The sequence below is a fragment of the Pseudomonas sp. ARP3 genome (assembly GCF_001029595.1).
Classification (GTDB): Bacteria; Pseudomonadota; Gammaproteobacteria; order Pseudomonadales; family Pseudomonadaceae; genus Aquipseudomonas; species Aquipseudomonas rhodesiae.
This window is the reverse complement of sequence record NZ_LEKF01000004.1, coordinates 275,443-301,328: the sequence shown is the minus strand read 5'-3', so window position 1 is coordinate 301,328 and position 25,886 is coordinate 275,443. Positions and strand designations below refer to the sequence as shown.

Below are 25,886 nucleotides of genomic sequence, written 5' to 3'. Positions count from 1 at the left end.
TCAGGTCAAGAAGTGCCAGAGCAGCAAGGTGCCGACCAGGCCGACCACGGAAACGATGGTCTGCAGCACTGACCAGACCCAGATAGTCTGCTTGAGCTGCAGCCCGAAGTATTCGCGTACCATCCAGAACCCGGCATCGTTGACGTGGCAGAAGAACACCGAGCCGGCACCGATCGCCAGGGCCACCAGTGAGCTTTGCGTCGCCGCCAGGCCCGCCATCATCGGTGCCAGGATGCCCGCGGTTGTGGTGGTGGCGACGGTGGCCGAACCCGTGGCTTGGCGCAACGCCACGGCGATCAGCCAGGCCAGCAGCAGATAGGGCATGTGTGCGCCTTCTGCAGCTTTGCTGATGGTCTGGCTAACGCCTGCGTCGAGCAGGGTTTGCTTGAGGCCGCCACCGGCACCGATGGTCAACAGCAACACCGCAATCGGAGCGAGGGCCTTGCGCAAGGTATTGCCGACCTCAGCCCGCGGCATGCCGGCGGCCCAGCCCAGGCAGATCACCGCGCCAATCACCGCCAGGCCGAGGGCGATCAGCGGTTCGCCGAGGAATTTGAGCGTCAGGCCGGCGCTGCTGTCGGCGGGCAACGCAACCTTGGCCAAGGTGCTGCCGAGCATCAGAATCACCGGCAACAGGATGATCAGCAACGACACGCCAAAGCCCGGCTGGCGCGGGGCCTTGGGCGGTGCACTGAACAGCGCGCCGATGTCGGCAGGTTCATCCACATGCAGGCGCTTGGACAACCAGTTGCCATAGATCGGCCCGGCCAGCATCACCGCCGGCACCGCCAGGCAAAAACCCAGCAACATGGTCAGGCCCAGGTCGGCGTGCAACGCGCCCACCGCTATCAACGGCCCCGGATGGGGCGGCATCAGGGCGTGCAACGTGGTCATACCCGCCAGCGCCGGGATGGCGATTTTCAGCAAAGGCTGGTTTGAACGTTTGGCCATGACAAAGATGATCGGCACCATCATCACCAAGCCCACTTCGAAGAACAGTGGCAAGCCGATCACCATCGCTACCAAGGCCATGACCCACGGTAATGACTTGCCCTTACCCAGCCCCAATAGCGTGGTGGCGATACGGTCGGCCGCGCCGGACTCGGCCATCAGTGCACCGAGCATCGAGCCCAGGGCGATGATAATTCCAGCCTCCCCAAGGATCGCCCCGGCGCCTTTACTGAAGGCTTTAGCCACCTCTTCCGGCGGCAGGCCGGCGCCGACCCCAGCGATAAAGGTGCCGATCAAAATCGATAGGAACGGCGGTAACTTGGTCGCGCTGATCAGCACGATGATGCTGGCGATAGCCAGTAAGACGCAAAACATAAGGCGAGTGTCGTGAACCATCCACGCAGCAGTCGATAACTCCAAAACGGAACTCCTTATCGAACAGGTTGGGGAATTGTTTCTTTTTGTTTCCTGCGTGCAAAAGCATACCTGATCGCCCGATGGCGCCACAGGAAGCTGCGCTGGATCAACGATGTTTCATCTTTCCAATATTTAGGGTTCTACTTGCTTCGTTAGGGCTTCAGAAAACCCCGGCAGCGCCGATGCAGCTCAGATCTATTTCCCTAATCGCCATCGGTGAACCATGTTCAACACCCGTTTGAAGCAAGAGCTAGCAGCTCTTCGCGAAGAGTTGTCCAGCTTGAATCAGGTCAAGGAGAGCCTCGAAAGCGAAATGCTGTGTTTGACTCTGGATGCCGAGGGCCGGGTGGAATGGGCCAATACCAATTTTCTGCAGGAGTTGGCTTACCAGGCGAGCGCGATTCTGGGACGCCCGATTGAAGAGTTGGTACCGGCTCACGTACGTCAGGACTCGTTCCAACTGCGCTTCAAGAATGCGCTGACACGCGGTGAGCATTTCGCCGGCACCGTGCGCCTGATGCGCGGCAATGGCAAGGAAGCGTGGCTGCGCTCGATTGTGCAGCCTGTGCGCGACTCAAGCGGGCGGATCAAGCGCTTTTCGATCTTCTCCAGCGACCTCACCCGCACCATCGAAGCCTCGCGCGAGCATGAAAACCTGATCGGCGCGCTGGTGCGTTCCACGGCCGTGATCGAATTCGACCTGGGCGGGCATGTGCTCACCGCCAATGACCGCTTCCTCAATGGCATGGGTTACACCCTGGCGCAGATCCAGGGCAAGCATCACCGGATGTTTTGTGAACCACAGGAATACAACAGCGAGGCCTACGCGCAGTTCTGGCAGCGTCTGAACGCCGGTGAGTTCGTCGCGGCGCGCTTCAAGCGAGTGGATAGCCATGGCCGCGCGGTGTGGCTGGAAGCCACCTACAACCCGGTGCTCGACGCTAACGATCGGCTGTACAAAGTGGTTAAGTTCGCCACGGTGATCACCGATCAGGTCACCCGCGAACAGGCGGTATCCGACGCCGCCAATATTGCCTACAGCACCTCCGTGCAAACCGACAACAGTGCACAGCGCGGCACCGCAGTGGTGACTCAGGCGGTGGGTGTGATGCGCGACCTGGCCCAGCATATGCAACAGGCCGGAGAGGGCATCGAGGCGCTGAACGCTCAGTCCCAAGTGATCGGCAGTATCGTCAAGACCATCAGCGGTATCGCCGAGCAGACCAACTTGTTGGCACTCAACGCGGCGATTGAAGCGGCGCGCGCCGGAGAGCAGGGCCGGGGCTTCGCGGTGGTGGCCGATGAGGTGCGCCAGTTAGCTTCACGCACCAGTAAAGCCACCGAGGAAATCGTCGGCGTGGTGCGCCAGAACCAAGACATGGCGCGCGATGCGGTCAGCTTGATGACCGATGGTCGACTGCAAGCCGAGCAAGGCCTGGCCCTGGCGGCGGAAGCGGGCACAGTGATTGTGGAAATCCAGGACGGCGCGCAGAAAGTGGTCAGCGCTGTAGGACAATTCGCCAATCAACTGTCGAGCTGACCCTTGGAGCTTGTGCTTGAGGTATCGTAGGTTTTTTCGCTTAAAGAGCCGACCTGCATGAGCCCTGAACACTGCCGTCCTGTCCCCCTGCCCAAGGCCTACCGCTTGCTCAATCACGGCCCAACCGTGCTGGTGAGCGCCGCCCATGACGGCCAGCGCACCATCATGGCGGCCGCCTGGGCCATGCCGCTGGATTTCGAACCGCCGAAAGTCGCGGTGGTGTTGGACAAAGCCACCTGGACCCGCCAACTGCTGGAAGGCGCCGGCACCTTCGCAGTGCAGGTGCCGTGTGCGGCCCAGGCCGACCTGGTGCAAACCGTCGGCACGACCAGCGGCCGTGACCTCGACAAGTTCGCCGCCTATGACCTGCGCACCTTCACAGGTGAACACACCGACGCTCCGTTGCTGGAGGGTTGCGTGGCATGGCTGGAGTGCCGCCTGCTCCCCGAGCCGCATAACCAGCAGACCTATGACCTGTTCCTCGGTGAAGTGGTGGCCGCCTATGCCGATGAGCGCGTGTTCAGTGACGGCCACTGGCACTTCGATGGGCATGACGAGCTGCGCACTCTGCACCATGTGGCGGGCGGGCATTTCCTGACCATCGGCCAGCCGATCGATGGGCGCCTGTTGTAAACCTGACCAGCGCGTTCAACGTCCCAGCATCTTTACCCAGCGCGACGGCGGCATGCCGTAGGTGCTGCGAAATTGCCGGGTCATATGGCTCTGGTCGGTGAAGCCGGCGGTCAGCGCAGCGTCCACCAGGGGTTGGCCTTGGGCCAGCAAGCTGCGCACCAAGTCCAACCTGCGCATGGTCAGGTAACGGTAGGGGCTGGTGCCGAACAGCAGGCGAAAATCCCGCGACAACGCCCAGCGGTCGCGTCCGGCATGTTCGGCCATTTCTTCCAATGTGATGTTGCGTCCCAGAGCGCTGTGAATAAATTCCCGCGCCCGCTCGGCAGCCACGTAGTCGAAGGTTTTGCGGCTGACGATTGCCCCCGCCGCAGCGCTCAGGGCCTGGGCCAGGTCGAACAGTGCATCCTGTTCCTGCAACGGGTCGACCGGGTATTCCAGGTTTTGCAGCAGCACGTCGCTGGCGCGGAACAGCCGCGGGTCGGTGGACACACCGCCAGGCACAAACGGCAAAGGCTTGCCGCCGAGAATCTGCTGGATCAGCGCCGGCTCGACATAAATCATGCGGTACTTGAAACCTTCCTCGCTGCCGGCGCGGCCGTCGTGGACTTCGTCGGGATGAATCACCATGGTCGTACCCGGAAGGCCATGGGTCATGCCGCCGCGGTAATGAAAACTCTGCACGCCCAGCAACGTACGCCCGATGGCGTAGGTGTCATGGCGATGCGGGTCGAAGGCGAAGCCGGCGAAGTACGCCTCGATACGGTCCAGGCCGCTGGCGTGCGGCGCGCGGTGGAGCCAGTCGAGCGTGGAGGTCGGGTTACCCATGGTGACTTGTCACAAAAAAGAGGTGGAAACACGTTAACCCAGTGTGGGCGTGCTGTCTGCCGGGGTCTTGTACGATTGTGCAGAGAGCGCCTACCGCGCGTTTGGCAATCGCTGAGCGCCCATGGTAAGAAGCCTTACGTTCAACACTGAGGTCGGGTCATGGGTAAGGTGCGGGTAGGTATTATTTTTGGCGGCCGCTCGGCTGAGCATGAAGTGTCGTTGCAATCGGCCCGCAACATCGTGGATGCCCTCGACCGTACGCGCTTCGAACCGATCCTGATCGGCATCGACAAGGCCGGTCACTGGCACCTCAACGACACCTCGAACTTCCTGCTCAATCAGGAAAACCCGGCCTTGATCGCCCTCAACCAATCCAATCGCGAACTGGCGGTGGTGCCCGGTAAAGCCAATCGCCAAGTGGTGGAAACCTCCGGCCAGGGCGTGCTGGAACATATTGACGTGATCTTCCCCATCGTCCACGGCACCCTGGGTGAGGATGGTTGCCTGCAAGGTTTGTTGCGCATGGCCGATCTGCCGTTTGTCGGCTCGGATGTGCTGGGTTCGGCGATCTGCATGGACAAGGACATCAGCAAGCGCCTGCTGCGTGACGCCGGAATTGCCGTCACACCGTTTATAACGCTCACCCGTGGCAATGCGGCGCGCACCTCGTATGAAACGGTAGTGAAGACGCTGGGCTTGCCGCTGTTCGTCAAACCGGCCAATCAGGGCTCCTCGGTGGGCGTAAGCAAAGTCAGCAGCGAAGCCGAGTACCGTGCCGCCGTCGAACTGGCGCTGGGTTTCGATGAGAAGGTGTTGGTGGAGTCCGCCGTTCAAGGCCGTGAAATCGAATGCGCGGTATTGGGCAACGACAACCCCATCGCCAGCGGTTGCGGCGAGATCGTGGTGAGCAATGGGTTCTATTCCTACGACAGCAAATACATCGACGAACAGGCCGCTCAGGTGGTGGTGCCGGCCGCGATCAGCCATGACGCCAGCGAACGCATTCGCCAGTTGGCAGTGCAGGCGTTTGAAGTGCTGGGCTGCTCGGGGCTGGCGCGGGTCGATGTGTTTCTCACCGACAAGGGCGATGTGGTGATCAACGAAATCAACTCACTGCCCGGCTTCACCCGCATCAGCATGTACCCCAAGTTGTGGCAGGCCACGGGGATGAGCTACAGCGAGCTGATCACCCGCCTGATCGAACTGGCGATGGAGCGGCATGCGGCGCGCAAGGGGCTGAAGATCAGCCGCTGAGTAAGCCTGTTGCAGTGAGCGGGCTTGCCCCTTCCAGTCAGTCGCCCAGCGCTTGGCCTTCGCGCCGAGGATCGGCGCCGCCGTTGAGCAAGACCTTGCCTTGCGCGTCTCGCGTGCGAACGATGGCCTGTACGCCGCTGGTCATCTCGATCTCGCTCAGCGTGTGGCCCTTGTCTTTCAGCGCTTGCTTGAGCGTCGGGCTGAACAGGCCGGCCTCCAGTTCGGTCGCGCCATTGCGACTGCCGAAATTGGGCAGGTTGATGGCGGCCTGCGGATCGAGTTTCCAGTCGAGCATGGCCACCAGCGACTTGCTCACGTATTCGATGATTTGCGAGCCGCCGGGAGAACCCACGGTGGCCAGCAGCTCCCCGCTCTGGCGGTCGAACACCAAGGTCGGCGCCATGGACGAGCGCGGCCGTTTGCCGGGTTGCACGCGGTTGGCCACAGGCTGGCCATTCTCCTCGGGGATAAATGAGAAGTCAGTCATCTGATTGTTGAGCAAAAAGCCCTGGACCATCAGGTGGGATCCAAACGCGGCTTCCACGGTGGTGGTCATCGACACCGCACCGCCCAGGTCATCCACGGCCACCACTTGCGAGGTGGAGATGCGCAGGGGCGAACGATCCGGCGCATACGCCACCTTCAGGCCGGCCGGTTGACCGGGCTTGGCTACACCCATGCTGCGCTCGCCGATCAACGTGGCGCGCTGGGCCAGGTAGTCCGGGGCGACCAGGCCGGCGACCGGAACCGGTGTGAAGTCGGTATCGGCCACATACAGGGCGCGATCGGCAAACGCCAGGCGCCCGGCTTCGGCGAGCAGATGCACGGCCTCGGGCGTCGGTTCCAGCCCGGCGGGCGACGGGCTCTTGAGCGGCGTCATCGATGCGATGGCCCAGCGTGGGTCACGGGCTTCCAATGCCTGCAAGGTGCCCAGGATCTGCGCCACGGCAATCCCGCCGGAGGACGGCGGCGGCATGCCGCACACCCGCCATTTTTTGTAATCGCTGCACAGTGGTGCGCGCTCTTTGGCGACGTAGCGTTGCAGGTCGGCCTGAGACAGGCTACCTGCGTTGCGATGGCCCTGGACCTTGCGCACGATTTCGTCGGCGATCGGGCCGGTGTAGAGCGCGTCCGGCCCTTCCTTGGCGATGCGCTTGAACACCTGGGCCAGCGCCGGGTTTTGCAGCAGGGTACCGGTGGCTTTGGGGCTGCCGTCGGCGTTCAGAAAGTACGCCGCCATGTCCGGCGATTGGGCGATATACGGGTCGGCGGCAATCAGGCTGTGCAAGCGGGGTGAGATCGCGAAGCCTTGTTCCGCCAGACGGATCGCCGGCTCGAACAGTTTGGCCCACTGCAAGTGGCCGGTCTTTTTGTGCGCCATTTCCAGTGCGCGTAAAACCCCCGGCGTACCGACCGAGCGTCCGCCGATCTGCGCTTCGGGAAACGCCATCGGTTTGCCGTCGGCGTTGAGAAACAGTTGACCCGTCGCCCCAGCCGGTGCGGTTTCGCGGCCGTCGTACGCGTGCACCGTTTCGCCATCCCACAGCATGATGAATGCGCCGCCACCGATGCCCGAGGACTGCGGCTCCACCAAGGTCAACACCGCCTGCATCGCAATCGCGGCGTCAATCGCCGAGCCGCCTTGGCGCAACATCTCGCGTCCGGCTTGCGCGGCCAGCGGGTTGGCGGCGGCAGCCATATGGCGTTCAGCGTAACGGGTAGTCAGGTCGGTGCGATAACCCGAGCCCAGCTCCGGCGCCGGTGGTTGTTCGTTGACCGAGGTATGGCAGGCCGTCAGGGCCAGGGTTGCGGCGATGACCGTCAGTTGACGGCGAGAAATCGAAAACACGCGCTGAACTCCGTTCATGGTGAGCAAGATCCGTTGTCCTTTAGGAACGGCTTTTTTACAGGTAAATCGTGCCTTGCATGTACAGCGCGGCCTTGCCAGAGATAATCACGCGGTCGCCTTTGCACTGGCAGTGCAACTGGCCTTTGCGCAGGCCGCCTTGCTCGGCCGTCAGGTGGGATTTGCCCAGGCGCTCGGCCCAGAACGGGGCCAGCGAAGTGTGTGCCGAACCGGTGACCGGATCTTCGTTGACCCCCACATTCGGCCCGAACCAGCGGGAGATGAAGTCAAACCGCGTGCTGCGCGCGGTCACGGCGATCCCGCGTTTGGGCATGCCCTTGAGGCGTGCAAAGTCCGGAGTCAGCGCGGCCACTTGAGCCTCATCCTGCACCAGCACAATGAAGTCATCGGTGTTGAATACGTCGGCATGCTCAATGCCCAGCGCGGCCAGCATACCGGCGGGTGGCTCGCACGGGTGCGGCACTTTGGCCGGGAAATCCATCGCCAGTTCGTCACCGTTGCGTGTCACCCGAAGCTCGCCGCTGCGGGTGGCAAAACGCAGCACGTCAGAGGTGTCCGCCAGTCGATGAATCAACACCCAAGCCGCGGCGAGCGTGGCGTGACCACACAGGTCCACTTCGACTTCGGGGGTAAACCAGCGCAACTCATAGCCATCGCCACGGCGCACGAAGTAGGCGGTTTCCGAGAGATTGTTCTCGGCGGCGATCGCTTGCAACTGCTCATCAGGCAACCACTCAGTGAGCGGGCAGACTGCGGCCGGGTTGCCGCCGAAAGGCTGTTCGCTGAAGGCGTCGACTTGATAAATGTCCAGTTTCACCGCAGGGCACTCCGTGTGGGGGGAGGCTGGACACTAACAGTGGGTCAAGGGAGCGTCAAAATACAGTTGGGGAGTTTTTTTGTGCGCATGCAGACCGTGTTGCTTATCGTCATCTGCGGCACGGAGCGGGCCTGCGGCCGGCGGGGCTTTTCGGCAGGCATAAAAAAACGGCCTACCTTTCGGTAAGCCGTTTTTAGTACTTGGTGGCTACACAGGGACTTGAACCCCGGACCCCAGCATTATGAATGCTATGCTCTAACCAACTGAGCTATGTAGCCAAGTGGCGCGCATTATTCGCGCAGAACGACAACGCGTCAAGCGTTTATTTTGAATTTTTATCTACGCTTTCAACTGTTTAACCGAAACAGGGCTAAATGGCGACGAGCGGAGAGGTGGAAAGCGGCATCGGTTGCCCGGCAAGCGTTTCCACCGGGCACTGTGAGGTAGGTTTCTGAAGCGGATATTCGGTTGGGCGATATCCCTGCCGCCCAACTATGGCTCCGGTTACGGCTGACGCGAGCTGTGGGTGACGCGCTTGAGCTGTTCGCGAGCCCGAGACAGGCGGGAGCGGACGGTGCCGATAGGTATGTCCAATACATCGGCGGTGTCTTGGTAGCTACCGTCGGTTTCCAGCGAGGCGTAGAGCGTTTTACGCATTTCCGTCGGCAGATGGTCGATGGCATTCAAGGTTTTTTCCAACCGGCGGTTGACCTCGAACTCCCAGTCCAGGTTGTTGTTTTCATCCTGACCGTGCCACAGCGATTCGTCGAACTCACAGTGAACCGGCTTGGCATACATTCGCCTGAAGTGATTGCGGATCAGGTTCTGGGCGATGCCGCACATCCAGGTGCTGAGTGTTGCGATGCCGCTGTAGCGTTCACGGTTACGCCAGGCTTCCAAGTAGGTCAATTGCAGAAGATCGTCCGCATCCTCCGGGTTGAGCACCCGCTTGTGGATAAAGCGTCGGAGTTTTTTTTGCTCGTCGTCTGTCAGGTGATGCATGAATTGAGGCGAGCTGCCAACGAGGTGAGCTAAAGCTTCAATAGGGATATTCATGTTTTTTTCCTTTGGGTAGACGCAGTCGAAACATGTCGACAGGACCCCTTTAGCACTGCCTGTGCCAAACGGAAAAAACTCATAAACCTATGATTTATATGTATAAATATCTTGAAATATCTGAGATTCGTGCAGCCTGTTGCGCGGCGGCGCGCAAGCTTGTGCAAGTCTTTTCAAATTTGTCCTGAGATCATTTTTGATGGAACCGCTCAGGAAGGTCTTGCCACACAGGGAAACACTCTTCCTGTGCTGGTCAGTCCATGAAAGTCGAATCCAAAAATGATGTGCAAGCGAACCAACGCTTGGATCAACCGGTTCTAAATCCCGCTACCGTGGCGATGCCCACGAAGGCTGCTGACGAACTTTCGTTCTTGTTCAGTCAGGAAGTGGACGCCAATTCCCGACCGTTGAGCGAACGCAAGATGGGATTTCCCATCCCTCCCGTCGAACATATGGTGCAGCTGTACGATCAGTTGGGTCATCCGGCCCAAGCGACCATGGCGGCGATCTCCCGTCGAGTCAGGATGCTATTGCTGCAGAAGCCCACTGTCGAGAAGTTGCTGGAGCTGACGGGGCGGGACCCGGCACGCGCATTTGTGGTGCTCAAGTATGTGGCGGCTCATGCGGACAGCGAAGCGCGTCCGGCCGAGGCCGCCTTGGCGCGCGATGCCATTAACCGGTTGGAAATCCGTTTCAAAGGGGAGATCCAGGCCGGGCTGAACATCGCCTCGGCGCTGCAGACGGCGAGTATCGATCCGCAGGAGCGCCAGGCCCTGCGTACGCTCTACTACGCCAGCGTAGTGGCGCGGCAATCGCTGGCCACGATGATGCAGGCGTTGCTGGGGGTCTATGGTGGCGAGCGGTTTCACGATGGGCTCAAGATCATGCGTAAAGCCTTGGCGGACGATATTGCCGCGCTGGTGTCGTCAAGCCCCACGGCCGTGTTGCGCACCTTATTGTTGGGGCTGCAAAGCTGCGGACAGTTGAGCGGCGTCTTGGCCGGCTGCCGTGCGTTGATTGAGCGCCTGGGTGTCGGGCATGACGCCGTGGAATTGCTGCAGCGGCTGTTGGGTTACGCCGGTAGCGGTATTGATGCCGGTGAATTCTTGCGCCTGGGCACTGATCTGGGCGGTGGCTCGATCGCTCAGAAGTTGGTCGTCCTCAACGCGTTTTACCCGCTACTGCAGCAGTTGCCCCTGGCGTTGTGGGGGGACAGCCAGACCCGCCGTGAGACTCTGCATATGCTCTTGCTAGTGATCGATGAGTTGGACCGCAGTGTACGTGGGCCCAAACGCTTTGCTGGCGAGCCGAGGGCCGCGACGTGACCGCATTGTCGGCCATCAACCGTGTCCTGCTCAAAGTGGCCCAGCGCGCCGAAGTTCTCGGCGCGGTGGTGGTCATGGCCATCGTGTTCATTTTTATCGTGCCGTTGCCCACCTGGCTGGTGGATATCCTGATTGCGCTGAATATCTGTATCTCGTGCCTGTTGATTGTCCTGGCGTTGTACTTGCCGGGGCCGCTGGCGTTTTCCTCGTTCCCGTCAATTCTGTTGCTGACCACCATGTTCCGACTCGCGCTGTCGATCGCGACCACGCGCCTGATCCTGCTGGAGCAGGATGCGGGCGACATTGTCGAGGCCTTCGGCAACTTCGTGGTGGGAGGCAACCTGGCGGTGGGCATGGTGATCTTCCTGATCCTTACGCTGGTCAACTTCCTGGTGATTACCAAGGGCTCGGAGCGGGTGGCCGAGGTTGCGGCGCGCTTTAGTCTGGATGCGATGCCAGGCAAACAGATGTCCATCGACAGTGACTTGCGTGCCGGCCTGATCGACGGTGCGCAGGCACGCGACAAGCGTGAGCAGTTATCCCGTGAGAGCCAGTTGTTCGGCGCCATGGACGGGGCAATGAAGTTCGTCAAGGGCGACGCTATCGCAGGCTTGATCATTGTGGTGGTCAACCTGTTGGGCGGTTTCTCCACGGGCATGTTCCAGCATGGGTTGAGTGCATCAGACTCGATGGCGTTGTACTCGGTGCTGACCATCGGTGATGGGCTGATCGCGCAGATTCCTGCTCTGTTGATCTCGCTGACGGCCGGTATGATCATCACCCGCGTGGCACCGGATGGGCGCAAAGGCATCAGTAACATGGGGGCCGAAATCGCCCGGCAAATGACCAGCGAGCCCAAGAGCTGGGTGATTGCATCGGTGGGGATGCTGGCCTTCGCCGTAGTACCCGGCATGCCGACCGGGGTGTTTATCCTGATCTCGCTGATCACGGGAACCTTGGGCTATTACCTGGTGCGCCAGCGTCAAAAACAGGCAGAACCTGCCGCTGAAACCACCGAGGTCGTGCGTCCTGAAGAGAACGGGCGAGAGGACTTGCGCGGCTTCGATCCGTCGCGACCGTACCTGTTGCAGTTTCCGCCGTCCCTGCGCGGAACGCCGGAAGTGACCGAGCTTATTCACGGGATCCGACAGTCGCGAAATGCATTGGTAGCCAATATCGGCCTGACGCTGCCGCCCTTCGAAGTCGAGCTGGATGATTCATTGCCCGTCGATGAAATGCGTTTCTGTGTGCATGAAGTGCCCATGGTCAAAGCGTCGCTCGTCAGCCTTCTGGCGGTCGATCGCAAAGCGCTGACGGTGGAGCCTGAGCATGGCATACCCGGGTCGGTTGAGCGCGACGAGCAGAACTGGATCTGGCTGCCACCGAATGACCCGCTGCTCGACGACCCGCAACTGGAGCGTTTCACGGCGACGACCTTGATCATCGAGCGCATGAAGCAAGCCATGATGCTCAGTGGGCCCCAGTTCCTTGGGATCCAGGAGAGCAAATCGATCCTCAGTTGGCTGGAGCACAACCAGCCGGAATTGGTTCAGGAACTGCAACGCATCATGCCGCTGTCGCGTTTTTCGGCGGTACTGCAGCGCCTGGCCAGTGAGGGAGTGCCGTTGCGGGCGGTGCGGCTGATCGTCGAGTCGCTGATCGAATACGGTCAGCATGAGCGGGAGCCGGAAGCCCTGGCCGACTACGCGCGCATTGCCCTCAAGGCGCAGATCTTCCACCAGTACAGCGAAGCCGATGGCCTGCATGCGTGGCTGCTCTCGCCCCAGAGTGAAAACATTTTGCGTGAGGCCCTGCGCCAGACCCAGACCGGTGTGTTCTTCGCGCTGGAAGACGAACACAGCGCGGCGTTGATCAACCTGCTCAATCAGGCCTTTGCCGTGAGGCCCAAAAGCAAAAGCGTGCTGCTGGTAGCGCAAGACCTGCGCAGCCCGCTGCGTACCCTGCTGGTGGAGGAGTTCAACCACGTTGCCGTGTTGTCGTTTGCCGAGTTGGCGAGTACCTCCAAGGTCAAGGTACTGGGGCGCATCGATCTGGGCCAGGACGATCTGATGCGTGGTGCGGTGGCATGAGGATCTCGCCATGGCCTGTGTGGAGGGCTCTATGATGTTTGAGCTGCGGGTACTTGATGGCCTGAGCCAGGGCGCTGCGTTGCCATTGTTTGGTGAGCAGTGGAGCATCGGCGCCCATGGGGATGCTGACCTGGTGCTTAACGGTCCGGGGATCGAAGAGCAGCATGCGCGTCTTCGTTTTACTGACGCTAATTGGTCGGTGCAGGCGGAGGCGGGGCTGCTGCGAGACGCCGAAGGGCGGATGCTGGCGCAGATCGCGAACCTGGAGCTGAACATACCGTTTTGGGTGGGCGAGGTGCAGTTGTGTGTCACCTTGGCCGATCAGCCCTGGCCCCAGCCTTACGCGCCGGCACCGCTATCGCCGCCCCCGTCCCCGTCTCCTGAACCGGCGCGGGGGTTCACGCTATCGTCCATCCCGCAAGCACAGCAGAAGCGCTTGATCAGCGTGGTGTTGGTGGTCACGGCCATCATTGTAGTGATGGGCATGATTTCAACCGGGGAGCCCGAGGCCCAGGCTTCCTTGATGCCGCCGGTAGTCCGAAAGCACGAGTTGGCCACGCCATTTGAAGTGCGCCAGCAGCTGTTGAAGATGCTCGGCGAGCGTGAGTTGAGCCAGCGCGTCAGTCTGCAAGTGATCAATGGCCAGGTTGCCCTCAGCGGTGATGTTTCCCAGGACGAGGTGGAACTGGTGGCGCGCATGCTTGCCCGTTTTGGCGAGCAGTTCGACAGCGCCGTGCCGGTGATCAGCCGTGTGCGTGTGCGCGATGGGGCACTGCCTTTCAAGATTGTGCAAATCGTCGGCGGGCCCAATGGCCATGTGGTCCTGGAAGAGGGCGGCCGACTGTTTGTCGGAGACGAAGTGGAAGGGCTGCGGCTGGTGCTGATCGACAACACCAAGGTGGTCTTCGATGGCGCCCAGCGTTATGAGGTGCGCTGGTGAGTTTGGATGTGCAAGCGCGGCTCGAGGTTTGGCAGCAGCGTCAGGCCCAGTCACTGACCAGTTTTGCGCCGGTGACAATGCGCGGTCGCATCCAGCGCGTTAACGGCATGCTGCTGCAGTGCCGCTTGCCGCAGGCGCGTATCGGCGATTTGTGCCAGGTGGAAAAAAGCCCCGGCGACTACATGCTCGCCGAGATCATCGGTTTCGATCAGCAGGACGCGGTACTCAGTGCCCTGGGTAATCTCGAAGGCGTGCGGGTGGGGGCCGGCGTGGAGCGCCTGGGTGTCTCCCATCGGGTGCAGGTCAGCGATGCGCTACTGGGCCAGGTGCTGGATGGCTTTGGGCGGCCGATCACGGGGGAGGGGCCCAGCGCCTTTGTCGAGGCTGACTTGCCGGACACCAGCGCCGTGTTATGTGAGGCGCCGTTGCCCACCGAGCGCCCCAGAATCAACCGGGCGCTGGCCACCGGCGTGCGTTCGATCGATGGCCTGATGACGCTGGGCGAGGGGCAGCGCGTAGGCCTGTTCGCCGGGGCCGGTTGCGGCAAGACCACCTTGCTGGCCGAGATCGCGCGCAACGTCGAATGCGATGTCATCGTGTTCGGCCTGATCGGCGAACGGGGTCGTGAATTGCGTGAGTTTCTCGATCATGAACTGGACGAACAACTGCGCGCCAAAGCGGTACTGGTGTGCGCCACCTCCGACCGTTCCAGCATGGAGCGCGCCCGCGCCGCGTTTACCGCCACGGCATTGGCGGAAAGTTTTCGTCGCAAGGGGCAGCGGGTATTGCTGCTGATTGACTCTTTGACTCGATTCGCCAGGGCCCAGCGCGAAATCGGCCTGGCTGCCGGCGAACCCTTGGGACGCGGAGGCTTGCCACCGTCGGTTTACAGCCTGCTGCCTCGCCTGGTGGAACGTGCCGGGTTGACCCGCGACGGCGTGATCACGGCGATCTATACGGTACTGATCGAGCAGGACTCCATGAACGATCCGGTGGCCGATGAAGTTCGCTCGCTGCTCGACGGCCACATCGTGCTGTCACGCAAATTGGCCGAGCGCGGGCACTACCCGGCGGTGGATGTGCTGGCGAGCCTTTCACGGATTTTGAGCAACGTCGCGGCCCCTGAAGATATCCAGGCCGGCACCGGGTTGAGACGTTTGCTGTCGGCCTACCAACAGATCGAGCTGATGCTCAAGTTGGGGGAGTACCAACCCGGCAGCGACCCTCTCACTGACCTCGCGGTGGACAGCCGTCAGGCGGTCGATGGTTTCCTGCGCCAGGATCTGCGCGAGCCTACGCCGATGGCGCACACGCTGGAGCAACTCAAGGAGCTCACCGCCCATGTCCCATTCTGATGTATTGCAGGGTGAGGTGGAGACGCTGCGACGTCTGCGCCGGCATCGAGCCGACCGTGCCGAGCGCGCCCTACGCGAGGCCAAGCGCGCCCAGCAGGCGCTGCTCGCCCATATCCAACGGGCCCAGGACGCCCTTGAACAGACTCGACAGGAAGAGGCCCGCAAAAGTGCTGAATTGCTCAGTCAGCATCAGGGGCAGGTGCTGAGCCTGAAGGAGTTGAAATCCTGGGGCGCGCGGGAACGCTCGTTATCTGCCAGTACCCGGCGCGAACAAGGCCAGTTGGTGCAACTACAAGATCAGCAGGGCGAAAAGGAACGCCGCGTTGGAAGCGCTCAGAAGCACGTCACTGAGTGTCTGCGGCAGGTGGAAAAACTTCAGGAGTTATCGCTCCTTCTGGCTCAGGAGCCGACATGACTCAGGTTTCAAATAAACCCACCGAGCGGCCGCGTCCCAGTGAAGCGCGTGAGGAACGCGAGCCCGGCGCTATGGGTGTAGTGGCTTGGGAACAGGGGCGATTGTTCGCTCAGCTGTTTGCCGATAACGATGAAGGCTTTGGGTCGGGAGCGTCCTTATCGGGCGCCAAGACATCGACCGATGCCACCATGATGCAGGCCCTCGCCGAACAGTTGGCCCCTCGTATACAGGCCGGCGCCCACTGGCCGCTGCAGGCGGTGTTGTATTTACCCCGGCTGGGGCGGATCAACGCCAGCGTGCGCCGTGAGCCGAACGCCTGGACCATCGAGCTGGAGGCGGAACATGACGCCACGGCGCGCTGGCTCAGCGGCGTGCGACAACAATGTGAAGAGCGGTTTTCGGGAGAGCTGGGGATGCCGGTCAATCTGCTTCTGCCGGCTGTCGGGTGCGCATGATAGTGCCGACCTTAACTCTACCTTCGATCAGGGCCACCACGGTTGCCGCGCGCCGTCGCCTGGGGCGCGGCCTGCGTATGGCGTTTCAGGTTGCCGGCCAGAGCGGTGAATTGCGACTGGAGCCTGGGCGAGCGCCCACACGGCCCGAGTTCTTTTGCTTCGAGACCGCGTGTGGCGTGCTGGCGTTCGCGCAAGCAGGGCCGGTGCTCAGCCTGCTGGGCGAGTGCCCGGTGACACTGGCCCCTTCCGGCAACGATCCGGATTCTTGGTTTTGGGCCGTGTTCCAACACCACCTTAGCCCGCAGGTGAGTGCGCTGTTGGGGCATGTGCGCTTGCTGGAAACCGACCGTCCCAAGGGCTTTGGTTGCCGGCTCTGCATCACCCTGGGGGCCTCTCGGGTGGATAGCTTTGTGTGGCTGACCCCGGACAGCTTCCTGGCGTTGTGCGAGGCCGGACCCTGGCGCGACACCGCCGAGCCGCTGCCGGCGCGATTCCAGCTGGCAATTGCCGTGACCCTTGGGCGCTTGCAGTTACCGATTGCTCAGGTTTGCGGCCTGCGCACAGGCGATGTGCTGATGCTTGAACAACCCTTTTTTCAAGCCCAGGGCAAAGGTTATCTGCAAGTTGGCAAACAGCGGCTGCATGGCTGTATTGACGATGCTACCGGGGCTTTGTGCCTGACCCTTACTTCTATCGAGGACACGTCCATGGACGAAGAATTTTCAGCCCCCCATTACTCGGAATATGAAGAAGATGAACCCGTGGTTGATGTGTTCGGCCACGAGCCCTTCGATGAGTTGAGCATGGCGTTGAATGTGCGCTGCGGCACGTTGAACCTGACCTTGGGCGAGCTGCGCAATCTCGCACCCGGCTCAGTGCTGGGCATTGCCGGTTACGCGCCGGGAATGGCGGGCCTCTATTACGGCGACCGCCCCATCGGCCAGGGGCAATTGGTGGAAGTCGACGGTCGCCTGGGGTTGCAGTTGTCCCGCGTGATGTTCGGCCGATGATACTTCAGGGGCTAGACCCCCTCGTTCTCGCGCTTTTTCTGGGGGCGCTGTCGCTGATGCCCCTATTGTTGGTCATCTGCACATCGTTTTTGAAAATCGTGATTGTGCTGATGATTACCCGAAATGCCATCGGCGTGCAGCAGGTGCCGCCCAGCATGGCCATCAATGGCATCGCGTTGGCCGCGACGTTATTTATCATGGCACCGGTGGGGTACGAGATCGCTGAGAGCGTCAAGGCCTCGCCTCTGGATATGAGCAACGTGCAAACGGTACTGCAGACCGGTGGAGAAGCCATCAAGCCGTTGCGTGCCTTCATGCTGCGTAACGTGGACCCGGATGTGCTGACCCATCTGCTGGAAAATACGGGGCGGCTATGGCCTGCGCAGATGGCGCAAGAGGTGCAGCGCGAGGACCTGATCCTGTTGATCCCCGCCTTTGTGCTGTCGCAGTTGCAGGCCGGCTTCGAGATCGGCTTCCTGATCTACATTCCCTTTATCGTGATCGACCTGATTGTCTCCAACCTGCTGCTGGCGCTGGGCATGCAGATGGTCTCGCCCATGACCATTTCTTTGCCGCTCAAGCTGCTGCTGTTCGTGCTGGTGTCCGGCTGGTCGCGGCTGCTCGACAGCCTGTTCCTCTCCTATCTCTGAGTCGCTTATGGACCCGATCGTGCTGTTCAAGCAAGGCATGTTGCTGGTGGTGGTGCTGTCGGCGCCACCGTTGATCGTGGCGGTGGTGGTCGGTGTGCTGACGTCCCTGGTGCAAGCATTGATGCAGGTCCAGGACCAGACGTTGCCCTTTGGCATCAAGCTGGTGGCGGTGGGTATCACGCTGATCATGACCGGACGCTGGATTGGTGTGGAGTTGATCCAACTGATCAACCTGACCTTCGACATGATCGGCCGCTCGGCCCTGAACTGAGGCCTTGCCTGTGCTGCTCTACCTTGAATTCCTGCCCAGTCTGTTGATCGGCATGGCGCGTATTTACCCCTGTGCCATCCTGGTGGCGGCGTTCTGTTTTCAGCACATACGCGGCATGCCTCGGCACACCATTGTGATGGTCATGGCATTGATGCCCGCACCGGGTATCCATGCGGCGCTGCAGGGGCAGGATTACTCGGCGCTCATGCTCGGTGGGTTGGCGCTCAAGGAGGTGGCCCTCGGGCTATTGCTGGGCGTGTTGCTGGCGATGCCGTTCTGGATGTTCGAGGCGGTGGGGGCGCTGCTGGATAACCAGCGCGGTGCGCTGGCCGGTGGTCAGCTCAACCCTTCGTTGGGGCCGGATGCCACGCCGATCGGGCACTTGTTCAAGCATCTGGCGATTTTTCTGCTGATGGTCAGCCTGGGCTTGGGCGCTCTGACCCAAGTGATCTGGGACAGCTACCTGATTTGGCCCCCGACCGTGTGGTTTCCGCTACCTGCGCCGAACGGTATGAGTGTATTCGTCGGCCTGCTGGGCGATACCTTCACGCACATGATGCTGTACGCCGCGCCTTTTATCGCGGTGCTGTTGTTGCTGGAGTTCGGCATCGCGTTGCTGGGGGTTTACAGCCAGCAGCTGCAGGTGAGTACGCTGGCGCCGCCGGTCAAGTGTCTGGCGGGTATTGGAATTGTGCTGTTGTACTTTGCTTTGCTGCAGGACCTGATCGTTGGGCGCATGCTCCAGCTCGGTGAGCTTAAACACTCGTTGGGGTTGCTGTTCAAGGCCTCGGGCGCATGAGTGACTCGGGGGAAAAAAAGCACCCGGCGTCCGCCAAGAAACTGCGTGACCAGCGCAAGAAGGGCCAGGTCGCCCAGAGCCAGGACATCCCCAAGCTCGTGGTACTCACGGCCATCAGTGAGATTGCCTTGTTAACCGCCGAAACCAGCCTGCAACGTTTCCAGCAATTGATGGCATTGCCGATGTCGCGCTTTAACGAGCCGTTTGGACGGGCGTTGGAAGAAGTGATGGTTGAAGGGCTGGTGATGTTTGCCTCGTTTGCCCTGTTGATGGTCGGGGTAGCGATTACGACGAAGCTGATCAGCAGTTGGATGCAATTCGGCTTGCTGTTCGCCCCGGAGGCCCTGAAGCTCGATTTCAACCGCCTCAATCCGGTCAGCCAGCTCAAGCAAATGTTCTCTGCCCAGTCGGTGATGAATCTGTTGATGAGCATCGCCAAGGCATTCCTGATTGGCCTGGTGGTGTACGTGGTGGTCTGGCCCTCGCTGGGGGCTCTGATCAACCTGGCAACCAGCGATCTGCCCAGTTACGTGTTGGGGCTAATCGCCCTGTTTCGCCAGTTGCTGCATGCCTGTCTCGGGTTGTTATTGGTGCTGGCCCTGATTGACCTCGCCTTGCAGAAGTACTTCTTCGCCAAGCGTATGCGCATGACCCAGGTCGAGGTCGTCAAAGAGTACAAGGACATGGAGGGCGACCCTCATGTAAAAGGCCAGCGTCGCGCGTTGGCGCAGCAACTGGCCCAGGAGGAACCCAAGGTCAAGCTGCCCAAGCTCGAGGAGGCCGATATGCTGGTGGTCAACCCGACGCACTTTGCAGTGGCCCTGTATTACCGCCCAGGTAAGACGCCGCTGCCGCTGCTGATCAGCAAAGGTACGGACGCCGACGCCCGTCAATTGATCGCGCGAGCGAAGGCCGCCGAAGTGCCGGTGATCCAGTGCGTTTGGTTGGCCCGTACGCTCTACGAGAAAAAACTAGGTGCCAGCATTCCCCGCGAAACCTTGCAGGCCGTGGCGTTGATCTACCGGACCTTGCGTGAGCTGGATGACGAAGCCAAGCGCGAAACCCTGGAATTGCCGGAGCTTGAGCGGCGTTGATCAGCGGCTGGAGGTTGTGTTCAGGGCGCTGAGGTTGGCCAGCGACAACATCCGGCTGAGAATTTTGTCCAGTGTGTTACGCGCCGTAGGCAGCGCGTGCCAGATCACCAGTGCGTTCTGGGCGTCGAGGTAGGCAAAGCAGCCATCGTACAAGGACGCGTACTCAAAGCGTCGCTCCAGAACCCGTTGCAGTTGCCCGGGTTGCAACGATTCACGCGCAATGAGCAAGGCCATCCCTGGCTGCATGCCGGCTTGCAGTGCGCACACTTTAATTCCGGCGGCGAGTTGCAGGTGAGCGGCAGCGCCGCTCACCAGCTTGTCCAGAAATACCTGGCGTTGTACGTCGGGCATTTCCGTTGCGCTCATCGTTCCAGAGAGACCGTTTGGTAGTCTTTTCGCTCCCCGGCGGGGCCCGGTTCGACACGCATCTGCGGTGGCCACCAGATCACCATCTTGTCCTTGGTCGATTGCGGGCGAGAGCACGAGTCGCCTTTGCAAGTGGGGGTGCAGCCGGCGACGAGCAGCGCGGTACCGATCAGGGTGACGCAGAGTAGGCGGTGTTTCATGGTTTAGCCTTTTGAGCGGGAGTGATCAAGGAAGGGCGCGGCACGCTGAGGTGTTCATCCTTCACCACAGAGCGCATGGCGATAAACACCTCGGCTTCTTCACCGGGCTTGAGCCAGGCGCGCGGCCACACGCTGACGGCCAAGGTCTGGGCGTTGCTGCATTCTTTTTCGTCGATACGCACATTGCGATTGAATTGGTTGCGCAGCACAACGACTGCAACGTTGTACTCGGGGCCTGCGTACCACTGGCTGCGCTCGGTATTCAACGCCAGCAAGTCGCGGGTGCTGCACAGCGTATCCAAGGCCAGCGGCATCGGTGCGGCCTTGAAGGGCTTAGGCACTTCACCGCTGACCAAATGCGCCAGGGTGCTGATGATATCGCTGCGCTTGATCACCGGCGGGTGAGGGGCATTGCGCCGGGCCAATGGCGCAAGGGCCTTCTGCAATTCAACCTGGTCGGCCTGGGGCAAGTAGCGTGACGGGTCGGACTGATCGCCGATGACCCTTGGGGTCAGAATGAACAAGCGCTCTCGTCGGTTGTTCTGCCGTTCGGTCGAGGAGAACAGCGCCTTGCCCAACAGCGGAATATCGCCCAGCAGCGGCACCTTGTTGTGTTTGTCGGTGTTTTCGGTGACGTGGAAGCCACCGACCACTAGCGAACGTTTCTCCGCCATCACCGCCTGGGTACTGACCTTGCCTCGGCGTACATCAAGGTTGCCTGGGGTAGGGTTGGACTCGTCGAAGTTACCGTCTTCGATATCCACCGCCAGATGGATCTGATGGCCGCCACGGCTGGTGATCACACGAGGCACCACCTGGAAACTGGTTCCCACAGTGACGGGCAAGATGGTTGCATTCTCTCTGCCCGGCGTCAGGTATTGGGTGCGGTTGAAGTCGATCACCGCCGGTTGGTTTTCCAGTGTGAGCACCGAGGGATTGGAGACCATGGTCGCCAGGCCCTTGGCCTCCAGGGCACGAATGTCCGCGTAGAAGCGATCGCGGTGTTCGATCGACAACTGTGACGACGTGCCCGGTGCCAGATTGGCCCCGCCGCGGAAACGGCTGTTCTGGAACCCCCAGTTCACCCCAAACTCCCGCAATTGCGTGCGCTCGATATCGAGGATGATCGCGTCGATTTCCACCAGCTTGCGCGCCACATCGAGTTGGGTGATCAGTTCGCGGTACATGGCCTGGCGTTCTGGCAAGTCATAGATCAGCACCGCGTTATTGCGCACATCGGCTTCGACCCGAATCCGACTGTTTGAGACCGGGGCGCGCGGTGTGAGCGCAGGGCCGATGTCCAATGACGCCGGGTTAGCGTTAGTACCGAGCATTTGGCCCAACAATGGGTTGCCCAGACGGGGAGTGTTGGGGGTGAGCGGCGCGGGTTGTGAGTGGGGACGTTGGCTCAGCCCTGCAAGCGTTGAGCTGGAGCGGGGCTCCAACAGGCCGCGCAAAATACTGGCCACCCCGGGGATGGCCAGCTTTTCACCGCGATAGTCTACTTGGCGGTCCGCCGCATTCGCGAACTTGAGCGGATAACTCAGCACGCTCTGCTTTTCATCCGGTGAGCGTCGCTGGCTGCTGAAGTGCTTGATCTGCTCGATGTAGCGACGAGGCCCCGAAACAAGCACGACACCATCTTCGGGCAACTCACCCCAGCCGAAACGGCTGTCGAGCAGGCCGATGTCGGTGAGGGCCTGCTTGAGATCGGCGATGGTTTCGGAAGAGACTTCCAGGCGCGCTGATTCCTGCTGATCCAGCGTGCTGACATAGAGCGTGTTGTTGTACAGGTACCACTGGAAACGGTGTTCTACACCGAGACGATCGAGCATCGACTGCGGGGTGTTAGCGCGGATCTTGCCGTTGACGTTACCTTCCAGCAGGCCTTCGACTTGAAGTTGTGTGCCGAAGGTTTGGGCGAAGTCTTCGAGTACGTCTCGTAGGGGTTTGTGCTCGGCTTCATAGGCGTAGGCGGTGTTTCGCCATTCTGGAGGGATGGCGGCTAACGTGTTACTCGCGGGAATCAGCAGAAAGGAAAGCACCAACATGCTACGCCGCCAATGCGCTCGTTTAGATGAATCGTCGGGCGAATCAAGGCGCAAGCTACTGCGCTTGGAAGGGGGGTTATACATAGACTTTTCTCAGTTTAGAAAGGCAGTGATCGAAGCGAAGTGGGTTTGAAGTTCTGGGAGGGGCGAACAAGGCGCTTGATTGCTGCGCGCCATGTATCGCGTTGGTTGAGCAGCTGTTCTAGGCACTTGAGCACGCGGGTTTCTCCTTGCCCGTCCCGCAGACTTTGAACCAGCCATAACGCACCTGTGTCAGCTTTCTGAGCAAGTGCGCCCTGAAAGTGATTCAGACTGGCAGCGCCCAGTCGCATCCAGAGTTGGTGCGTTGCGTTATCTGAGTGTGTTGAAGTCAGTTGAACCTTGAGCAACAACGTGTCCCCCTGATGTTTCAAGGTTATTTCGCTATCGGCTTCATAGAAGATAATCTGTTCTTTGCGACTAAGTAGCCACTCGCTGATAAATTCACGCATTTATTGAAAGCTCTCAAAAGTGCTTTTGAGCAACATATGCTTGACTCGGGTATGCTCCAGGAATGCCATTTGAGCGGTGGTGGTTCTTACTGCGAGTTCGTAGAACAACGTGGAGTCCGAGGGGTCTTCCCCGGCAGCGAGAGAGTTCGCTTCGTAAAGTCGATGAGCGGTATTGCTTTTTTTTAAAAGATCATGCGACAGGTCTTTGAAAAAGTTCATATGTGTTCTCTTATTTGTGCATTGTTATATGAATTCGGTGAGGCGCGTCATGCAGAACACCAAGAGGTGTACGGTTAAATTTGCATGCGTAGTTCTTTGCCGGGGTTGAAAAAAGTATCGAGCATCGACCGCCAACTAATACGAAAGTCTCCCTCTTCTGTATGCAGAACAATAGTCTGGGTAGGGATAGTTTCATCGGGTTGAAGCTTCCAAAATGTGGCCTTGTATTTGGCAAGGCACTGTTTCATCTCCTCATATTCATCAGGGTGGCAGAGCAGTGTTGCGTCGACCTCCTGGACCTGGCTTGCAAGCAACTGTTTAATCAGGGCCGAGAGACGTTGAGGGGGAACGGCTTCGTCAAGCAGGCAACGAATCGCCTGGTTCGTCAGCGATGTCGCGTAGCGTTCTAGGCTTTCGCACATCATTTGACGCTCGTGTGCCCACTGCTTGAATTGGGCATCTGCGCGCTGCCAGACCTCCAGAGAGGCCTTCTCCAGTAGCACTTCGCACTTTTTCTCTGCTTGGCGTATCAGCTCATTGGCCTGCGCATCAGCTCGGCTCAAGAGTTGATCTGCCTGCTCCCAATTTAAAAGCTCGTCGCGGGGGATCAGAATACGCGACGCTCTAGGCGCGCCCTTAGGTAACTCAATTGTGCATCTGCATAACATCGTCGGTTTCCTCGCCGCCAGGTTCGGGATGCATCTGATTGGTTGTACGTGCCATAGCGCGCCAAGCTACGGCTTGCCATAGCATATTCAGTCGGCTGCCTGCGTTCTCAATCAGGACATTGATCCTTTCAACTTCACGCACGCGCTCGCGGGGGAATCGCAGGCGAAGGCGCTTCCAGATAGGGGGATCTACCCAGTTATGGAGTAGTTGCAACGGATCTGCGTCCGGCGTCAGCATGGCGGGAGGAAACGCCTTGGATAAACGCAGGCACCATAGATGATGACTGTCGCTCAAGAGCGTTGCGGCCTGAGGACTAAACGTGTTGTGAACTAGTGCCATCGCCAAGTTAAGTTGGTCCGCTGTGGCCAAGGCCAGGCGAAGCACGGAGGGATGAGGTGCAGGAGGCAAACAGGGTGCAACCCCCGCAAGGCTGGCCGGCACCGACTTTCCACAGTGATAGAGCCGTGTAAGCACGTGATACTTATCATCTCGCCAGTCTTCGTGAGCGCATGTCCACGGGAATGCCCACCACTGGGCCCACGCCAGCTCATCACGCATCGCATGATCAGGTCTATGCATCATGTGCGGGGCCAAGCGTGCCGCTAGCTGCGGGTGATTTTGAGTTAAGGCGTTGACGCCGATTGTGCAGGAATAGCCCGGCGCTCACGCATGACACCAGGCTGAGCAAAGAAACGATAACGGCAACTCGCCAAAATCCGAGATCGTCGCTGGGGACGAGAAATGGCCCGAAGTAGACCAGGCGTTGCTGTTCCTGATAAGTGGCGGCTGGTACGAATATAACCGTGAGCTTCTGCGGGTTATCCACTGCAGTGGTCATGCCTGGAATACTACTCGCCACCATCCTGCGTACGCGTGCGCGGATGTTATCGGGATCCAAACGAGGGTCGTGCTTGATGAATACTGAGGCGGACGCGGGTTGGACCGGCTCTCCTGGTGCGATGCGCTCTGGCAGTACTACATGAACGCGGGCAACGATGACGCCGTCGATGTTAGACAACGTCGCCTCAAGTTCCTGGGACAAGGCATAAATGTAGCGTGCCCGCTCTTCCAGTGGGGTGGAAATAACCCCTTCCTTACGGAAGGTATCGCCTAGGGTCGTCCGTGCAACACGGGGCAGGCCTGCGGCTTCTAACGTGCGTACGGCACGCCCTATGTCGGTTGCATTAACTGCGACGACAACACCATCTTTGGCTGGGACTTTTTGTGCGCGAATGTGTTTGTCAGCTAATTCTGCTATGACTTCGTTGGCCTCTTGCTCAGAGAGTTGGCGATGAAGTTCTACACGTTCGCTGCATCCGCTTAACGTGAATGTAATCACCAGAAGTAACGCGACAGACAGAAATTTAGTCATGTTCACTATTGCAGATTAGAAATTTTGTCGATGCATTGGGTAGCTTTGCCCAAGCTTTTTATGAGCAATTGCGAGGTAAGCGTCGCATTGGACAAATCCCGTGGATACTCCCTGAATTTTTCAACGTCCATAGTTTTACTTGATGATTTCAACGTGCGCCCAAGGCGACGGTTTAAGTCCTGAAGTTGGCTTGAAGTGGTAGCGAGCAGCGAAGGTGTGCCGTCTTTAGCCACCCTTGCGGTGTTCGATGCCGTTGGATCTAGCAACGACGAAAAAAAAGCAACATCTGTCGCGGGCGCTACAGTGGCTTGCTTAATTCTGGCGGTGTCCCTGCCGGTAATAAACGTTGCCGCACCAAAATCGTCTATCTGCATATAAGGCCTTTAGTGATGTTTGTCGCATGTTCACGACCTAGGGACATAAGAACCTCCCCTCCAACTGAAGAGCCGGGGGGAGGTCGCCTATTTATGAGCGGATTTCTTTAGCCGCGGCATACAGACCTGAGATCATCTTCGCTTTCAAGCTTTCCTTGAAAGTCGCCTCGGCGACCGCTGCTGCACGATCACTCGCCGAGCCAGCACTTCCACCACCTCCGATGTCCCCGGCATCTTTGTTCAGACTTTGTGACAAGTTGTTGTAAAGACTTGCTGACGAGCTGTATCCAGAACCAATTGCACTACTCATGATGAGTCTCCGGTTTCATTGACATAAAAATTGATATGGTTGCCGGCTGTCGAAGGGTACTTTGGCGCCT

At 59.9% G+C, this 25,886-nt stretch carries 29 protein-coding genes, 1 tRNA gene and 1 pseudogene; 15 read left to right on the top strand and 16 right to left on the bottom strand.

What is annotated here, in order from left to right; genetic code table 11:
- Positions 1–1,371 carry a gluconate:H+ symporter gene (locus ABX75_RS07525; protein WP_034095754.1) on the bottom strand — a complete coding sequence of 457 codons (1,371 nt, stop codon included), beginning with the start codon at positions 1,369–1,371 and terminating at the stop codon, positions 1–3.
- Between the two features lie 220 nt (positions 1,372–1,591).
- On the opposite strand from ABX75_RS07525, the pseudogene ABX75_RS29935 reads away from it, so the two are divergent.
- From ABX75_RS29935 to ABX75_RS07515, 3 genes and pseudogenes are all read left to right on the top strand, one after another.
- A pseudogene (locus tag ABX75_RS29935) lies at positions 1,592–2,368 on the top strand (PAS domain-containing protein); the annotation flags it as partial.
- Positions 2,348–2,908 (top strand): methyl-accepting chemotaxis protein, encoded by a 561-nt coding sequence (locus tag ABX75_RS29930; protein ID WP_371263984.1) that lies wholly within the window; start codon positions 2,348–2,350, stop codon positions 2,906–2,908. The pseudogene ABX75_RS29935 and the gene ABX75_RS29930, both read left to right, overlap by 21 nt.
- 57 nt (positions 2,909–2,965) lie before the next feature.
- Positions 2,966–3,541: a flavin reductase family protein gene (locus tag ABX75_RS07515; protein WP_034111656.1), complete on the top strand. Its 576-nt coding sequence runs from the start codon at positions 2,966–2,968 to the stop codon at positions 3,539–3,541.
- A 15-nt stretch (positions 3,542–3,556) separates the two neighbouring features.
- Here ABX75_RS07515 and ABX75_RS07510 read toward each other — a convergent pair whose 3' ends face one another.
- Complete coding sequence (locus ABX75_RS07510; RefSeq protein WP_047881697.1) at positions 3,557–4,366, bottom strand: AraC family transcriptional regulator; 810 nt, start codon at positions 4,364–4,366, stop codon at positions 3,557–3,559.
- 159 nt (positions 4,367–4,525) lie between these two features.
- Between ABX75_RS07510 and ddlA the strand changes: the two genes are divergently transcribed.
- Positions 4,526–5,620, top strand: a complete 1,095-nt coding sequence (ddlA, locus tag ABX75_RS07505) for a D-alanine--D-alanine ligase (protein ID WP_040267189.1) — start codon at positions 4,526–4,528, stop codon at positions 5,618–5,620.
- A gap of 37 nt (positions 5,621–5,657) precedes the next feature.
- Here ddlA and ggt read toward each other — a convergent pair whose 3' ends face one another.
- From ggt to ABX75_RS07485, 4 genes are all read right to left on the bottom strand, one after another.
- The gene (gene ggt, locus ABX75_RS07500; protein ID WP_047881696.1) at positions 5,658–7,487 is read right to left on the bottom strand and encodes a gamma-glutamyltransferase; all 1,830 of its coding nucleotides are present in this window, start codon (positions 7,485–7,487) and stop codon (positions 5,658–5,660) included.
- 37 nt (positions 7,488–7,524) lie between these two features.
- A complete protein-coding gene (locus tag ABX75_RS07495; protein ID WP_047881695.1) occupies positions 7,525–8,304 on the bottom strand; it encodes a PhzF family phenazine biosynthesis protein in 780 nt (259 codons plus the stop codon).
- Positions 8,305–8,505: 201 nt separating this feature from the next.
- Positions 8,506–8,582, bottom strand: a tRNA-Met gene (locus ABX75_RS07490).
- Positions 8,583–8,808: 226 nt separating this feature from the next.
- Positions 8,809–9,360 carry an RNA polymerase sigma factor gene (locus ABX75_RS07485; protein WP_034095760.1) on the bottom strand — a complete coding sequence of 184 codons (552 nt, stop codon included), beginning with the start codon at positions 9,358–9,360 and terminating at the stop codon, positions 8,809–8,811.
- 260 nt (positions 9,361–9,620) lie between these two features.
- Between ABX75_RS07485 and ABX75_RS07480 the strand changes: the two genes are divergently transcribed.
- From ABX75_RS07480 to sctU, 11 genes are read left to right on the top strand one after another with little or no spacing between them, the layout of a single operon-like run.
- The gene (locus ABX75_RS07480) at positions 9,621–10,685 is read left to right on the top strand and encodes a TyeA family type III secretion system gatekeeper subunit (RefSeq protein ID WP_047881694.1); all 1,065 of its coding nucleotides are present in this window, start codon (positions 9,621–9,623) and stop codon (positions 10,683–10,685) included.
- Complete coding sequence (gene sctV / locus ABX75_RS07475) at positions 10,682–12,775, top strand: type III secretion system export apparatus subunit SctV (protein WP_034111664.1); 2,094 nt, start codon at positions 10,682–10,684, stop codon at positions 12,773–12,775. The genes ABX75_RS07480 and sctV overlap by 4 nt, the downstream gene beginning before the upstream one ends.
- 34 nt (positions 12,776–12,809) lie before the next feature.
- Positions 12,810–13,715, top strand: coding sequence for an FHA domain-containing protein (locus tag ABX75_RS07470; protein ID WP_034096756.1), 906 nt, complete (start codon positions 12,810–12,812; stop codon positions 13,713–13,715).
- Positions 13,712–15,070, top strand: coding sequence for a FliI/YscN family ATPase (locus ABX75_RS07465; protein ID WP_034111667.1), 1,359 nt, complete (start codon positions 13,712–13,714; stop codon positions 15,068–15,070). Before ABX75_RS07470 ends, ABX75_RS07465 begins: the two co-directional genes overlap by 4 nt.
- Positions 15,057–15,485, top strand: a complete 429-nt coding sequence (locus ABX75_RS07460; protein ID WP_034111670.1) for a YscO family type III secretion system apparatus protein — start codon at positions 15,057–15,059, stop codon at positions 15,483–15,485. Before ABX75_RS07465 ends, ABX75_RS07460 begins: the two co-directional genes overlap by 14 nt.
- On the top strand, positions 15,482–15,940 hold the full coding sequence (locus tag ABX75_RS07455) for a type III secretion system HrpP C-terminal domain-containing protein (RefSeq protein WP_047881693.1): 459 nt from the start codon (positions 15,482–15,484) through the stop codon (positions 15,938–15,940). Before ABX75_RS07460 ends, ABX75_RS07455 begins: the two co-directional genes overlap by 4 nt.
- Positions 15,937–16,950, top strand: a complete 1,014-nt coding sequence (locus tag ABX75_RS07450; RefSeq protein ID WP_047881692.1) for a FliM/FliN family flagellar motor switch protein — start codon at positions 15,937–15,939, stop codon at positions 16,948–16,950. Before ABX75_RS07455 ends, ABX75_RS07450 begins: the two co-directional genes overlap by 4 nt.
- A complete protein-coding gene (sctR, locus tag ABX75_RS07445) occupies positions 16,947–17,600 on the top strand; it encodes a type III secretion system export apparatus subunit SctR (protein WP_034095767.1) in 654 nt (217 codons plus the stop codon). The genes ABX75_RS07450 and sctR overlap by 4 nt, the downstream gene beginning before the upstream one ends.
- Positions 17,601–17,607: 7 nt before the next feature.
- The gene (gene sctS, locus ABX75_RS07440; protein ID WP_034095768.1) at positions 17,608–17,871 is read left to right on the top strand and encodes a type III secretion system export apparatus subunit SctS; all 264 of its coding nucleotides are present in this window, start codon (positions 17,608–17,610) and stop codon (positions 17,869–17,871) included.
- 10 nt (positions 17,872–17,881) lie between these two features.
- Entirely contained in the window at positions 17,882–18,670 is a 789-nt protein-coding gene (gene sctT / locus ABX75_RS07435; RefSeq protein ID WP_034095769.1) for a type III secretion system export apparatus subunit SctT, read from the top strand.
- Positions 18,667–19,764, top strand: a complete 1,098-nt coding sequence (gene sctU / locus ABX75_RS07430) for a type III secretion system export apparatus subunit SctU (RefSeq protein ID WP_047881691.1) — start codon at positions 18,667–18,669, stop codon at positions 19,762–19,764. Before sctT ends, sctU begins: the two co-directional genes overlap by 4 nt.
- Here the strand turns inward: sctU and ABX75_RS07425 are convergent, their stop codons facing one another.
- The 10 genes from ABX75_RS07425 to ABX75_RS28990 form a co-directional block, all read right to left on the bottom strand.
- Entirely contained in the window at positions 19,765–20,115 is a 351-nt protein-coding gene (locus ABX75_RS07425) for a hypothetical protein (protein WP_047881690.1), read from the bottom strand. It lies immediately after the preceding gene.
- An 11-nt stretch (positions 20,116–20,126) separates the two neighbouring features.
- Positions 20,127–20,330 carry an HrpT family type III secretion system protein gene (hrpT, locus tag ABX75_RS07420; protein ID WP_034095772.1) on the bottom strand — a complete coding sequence of 68 codons (204 nt, stop codon included), beginning with the start codon at positions 20,328–20,330 and terminating at the stop codon, positions 20,127–20,129.
- Positions 20,327–22,465: a type III secretion system outer membrane ring subunit SctC gene (sctC, locus tag ABX75_RS07415; RefSeq protein ID WP_047881689.1), complete on the bottom strand. Its 2,139-nt coding sequence runs from the start codon at positions 22,463–22,465 to the stop codon at positions 20,327–20,329. The genes hrpT and sctC overlap by 4 nt, the downstream gene beginning before the upstream one ends.
- A gap of 14 nt (positions 22,466–22,479) precedes the next feature.
- Complete coding sequence (locus ABX75_RS07410) at positions 22,480–22,872, bottom strand: hypothetical protein (RefSeq protein ID WP_034095774.1); 393 nt, start codon at positions 22,870–22,872, stop codon at positions 22,480–22,482.
- A complete protein-coding gene (locus tag ABX75_RS07405) occupies positions 22,873–23,091 on the bottom strand; it encodes a hypothetical protein (protein WP_034095775.1) in 219 nt (72 codons plus the stop codon). It abuts the gene before it with no gap.
- Between the two features lie 74 nt (positions 23,092–23,165).
- Positions 23,166–23,759, bottom strand: a complete 594-nt coding sequence (gene sctL, locus ABX75_RS07400; RefSeq protein ID WP_047881688.1) for a type III secretion system stator protein SctL — start codon at positions 23,757–23,759, stop codon at positions 23,166–23,168.
- A complete protein-coding gene (locus ABX75_RS29620; RefSeq protein ID WP_236238622.1) occupies positions 23,737–24,054 on the bottom strand; it encodes a type III secretion protein in 318 nt (105 codons plus the stop codon). The genes sctL and ABX75_RS29620 overlap by 23 nt, the downstream gene beginning before the upstream one ends.
- A gap of 277 nt (positions 24,055–24,331) precedes the next feature.
- Complete coding sequence (gene sctJ, locus ABX75_RS07395; RefSeq protein WP_047881687.1) at positions 24,332–25,132, bottom strand: type III secretion system inner membrane ring lipoprotein SctJ; 801 nt, start codon at positions 25,130–25,132, stop codon at positions 24,332–24,334.
- A gap of 5 nt (positions 25,133–25,137) precedes the next feature.
- Positions 25,138–25,506, bottom strand: a complete 369-nt coding sequence (locus ABX75_RS28300; protein ID WP_082136133.1) for an EscI/YscI/HrpB family type III secretion system inner rod protein — start codon at positions 25,504–25,506, stop codon at positions 25,138–25,140.
- Positions 25,507–25,597: 91 nt separating this feature from the next.
- On the bottom strand, positions 25,598–25,816 hold the full coding sequence (locus ABX75_RS28990; RefSeq protein ID WP_143506543.1) for a hypothetical protein: 219 nt from the start codon (positions 25,814–25,816) through the stop codon (positions 25,598–25,600).
- Positions 25,817–25,886: the final 70 nt, after the last annotated feature.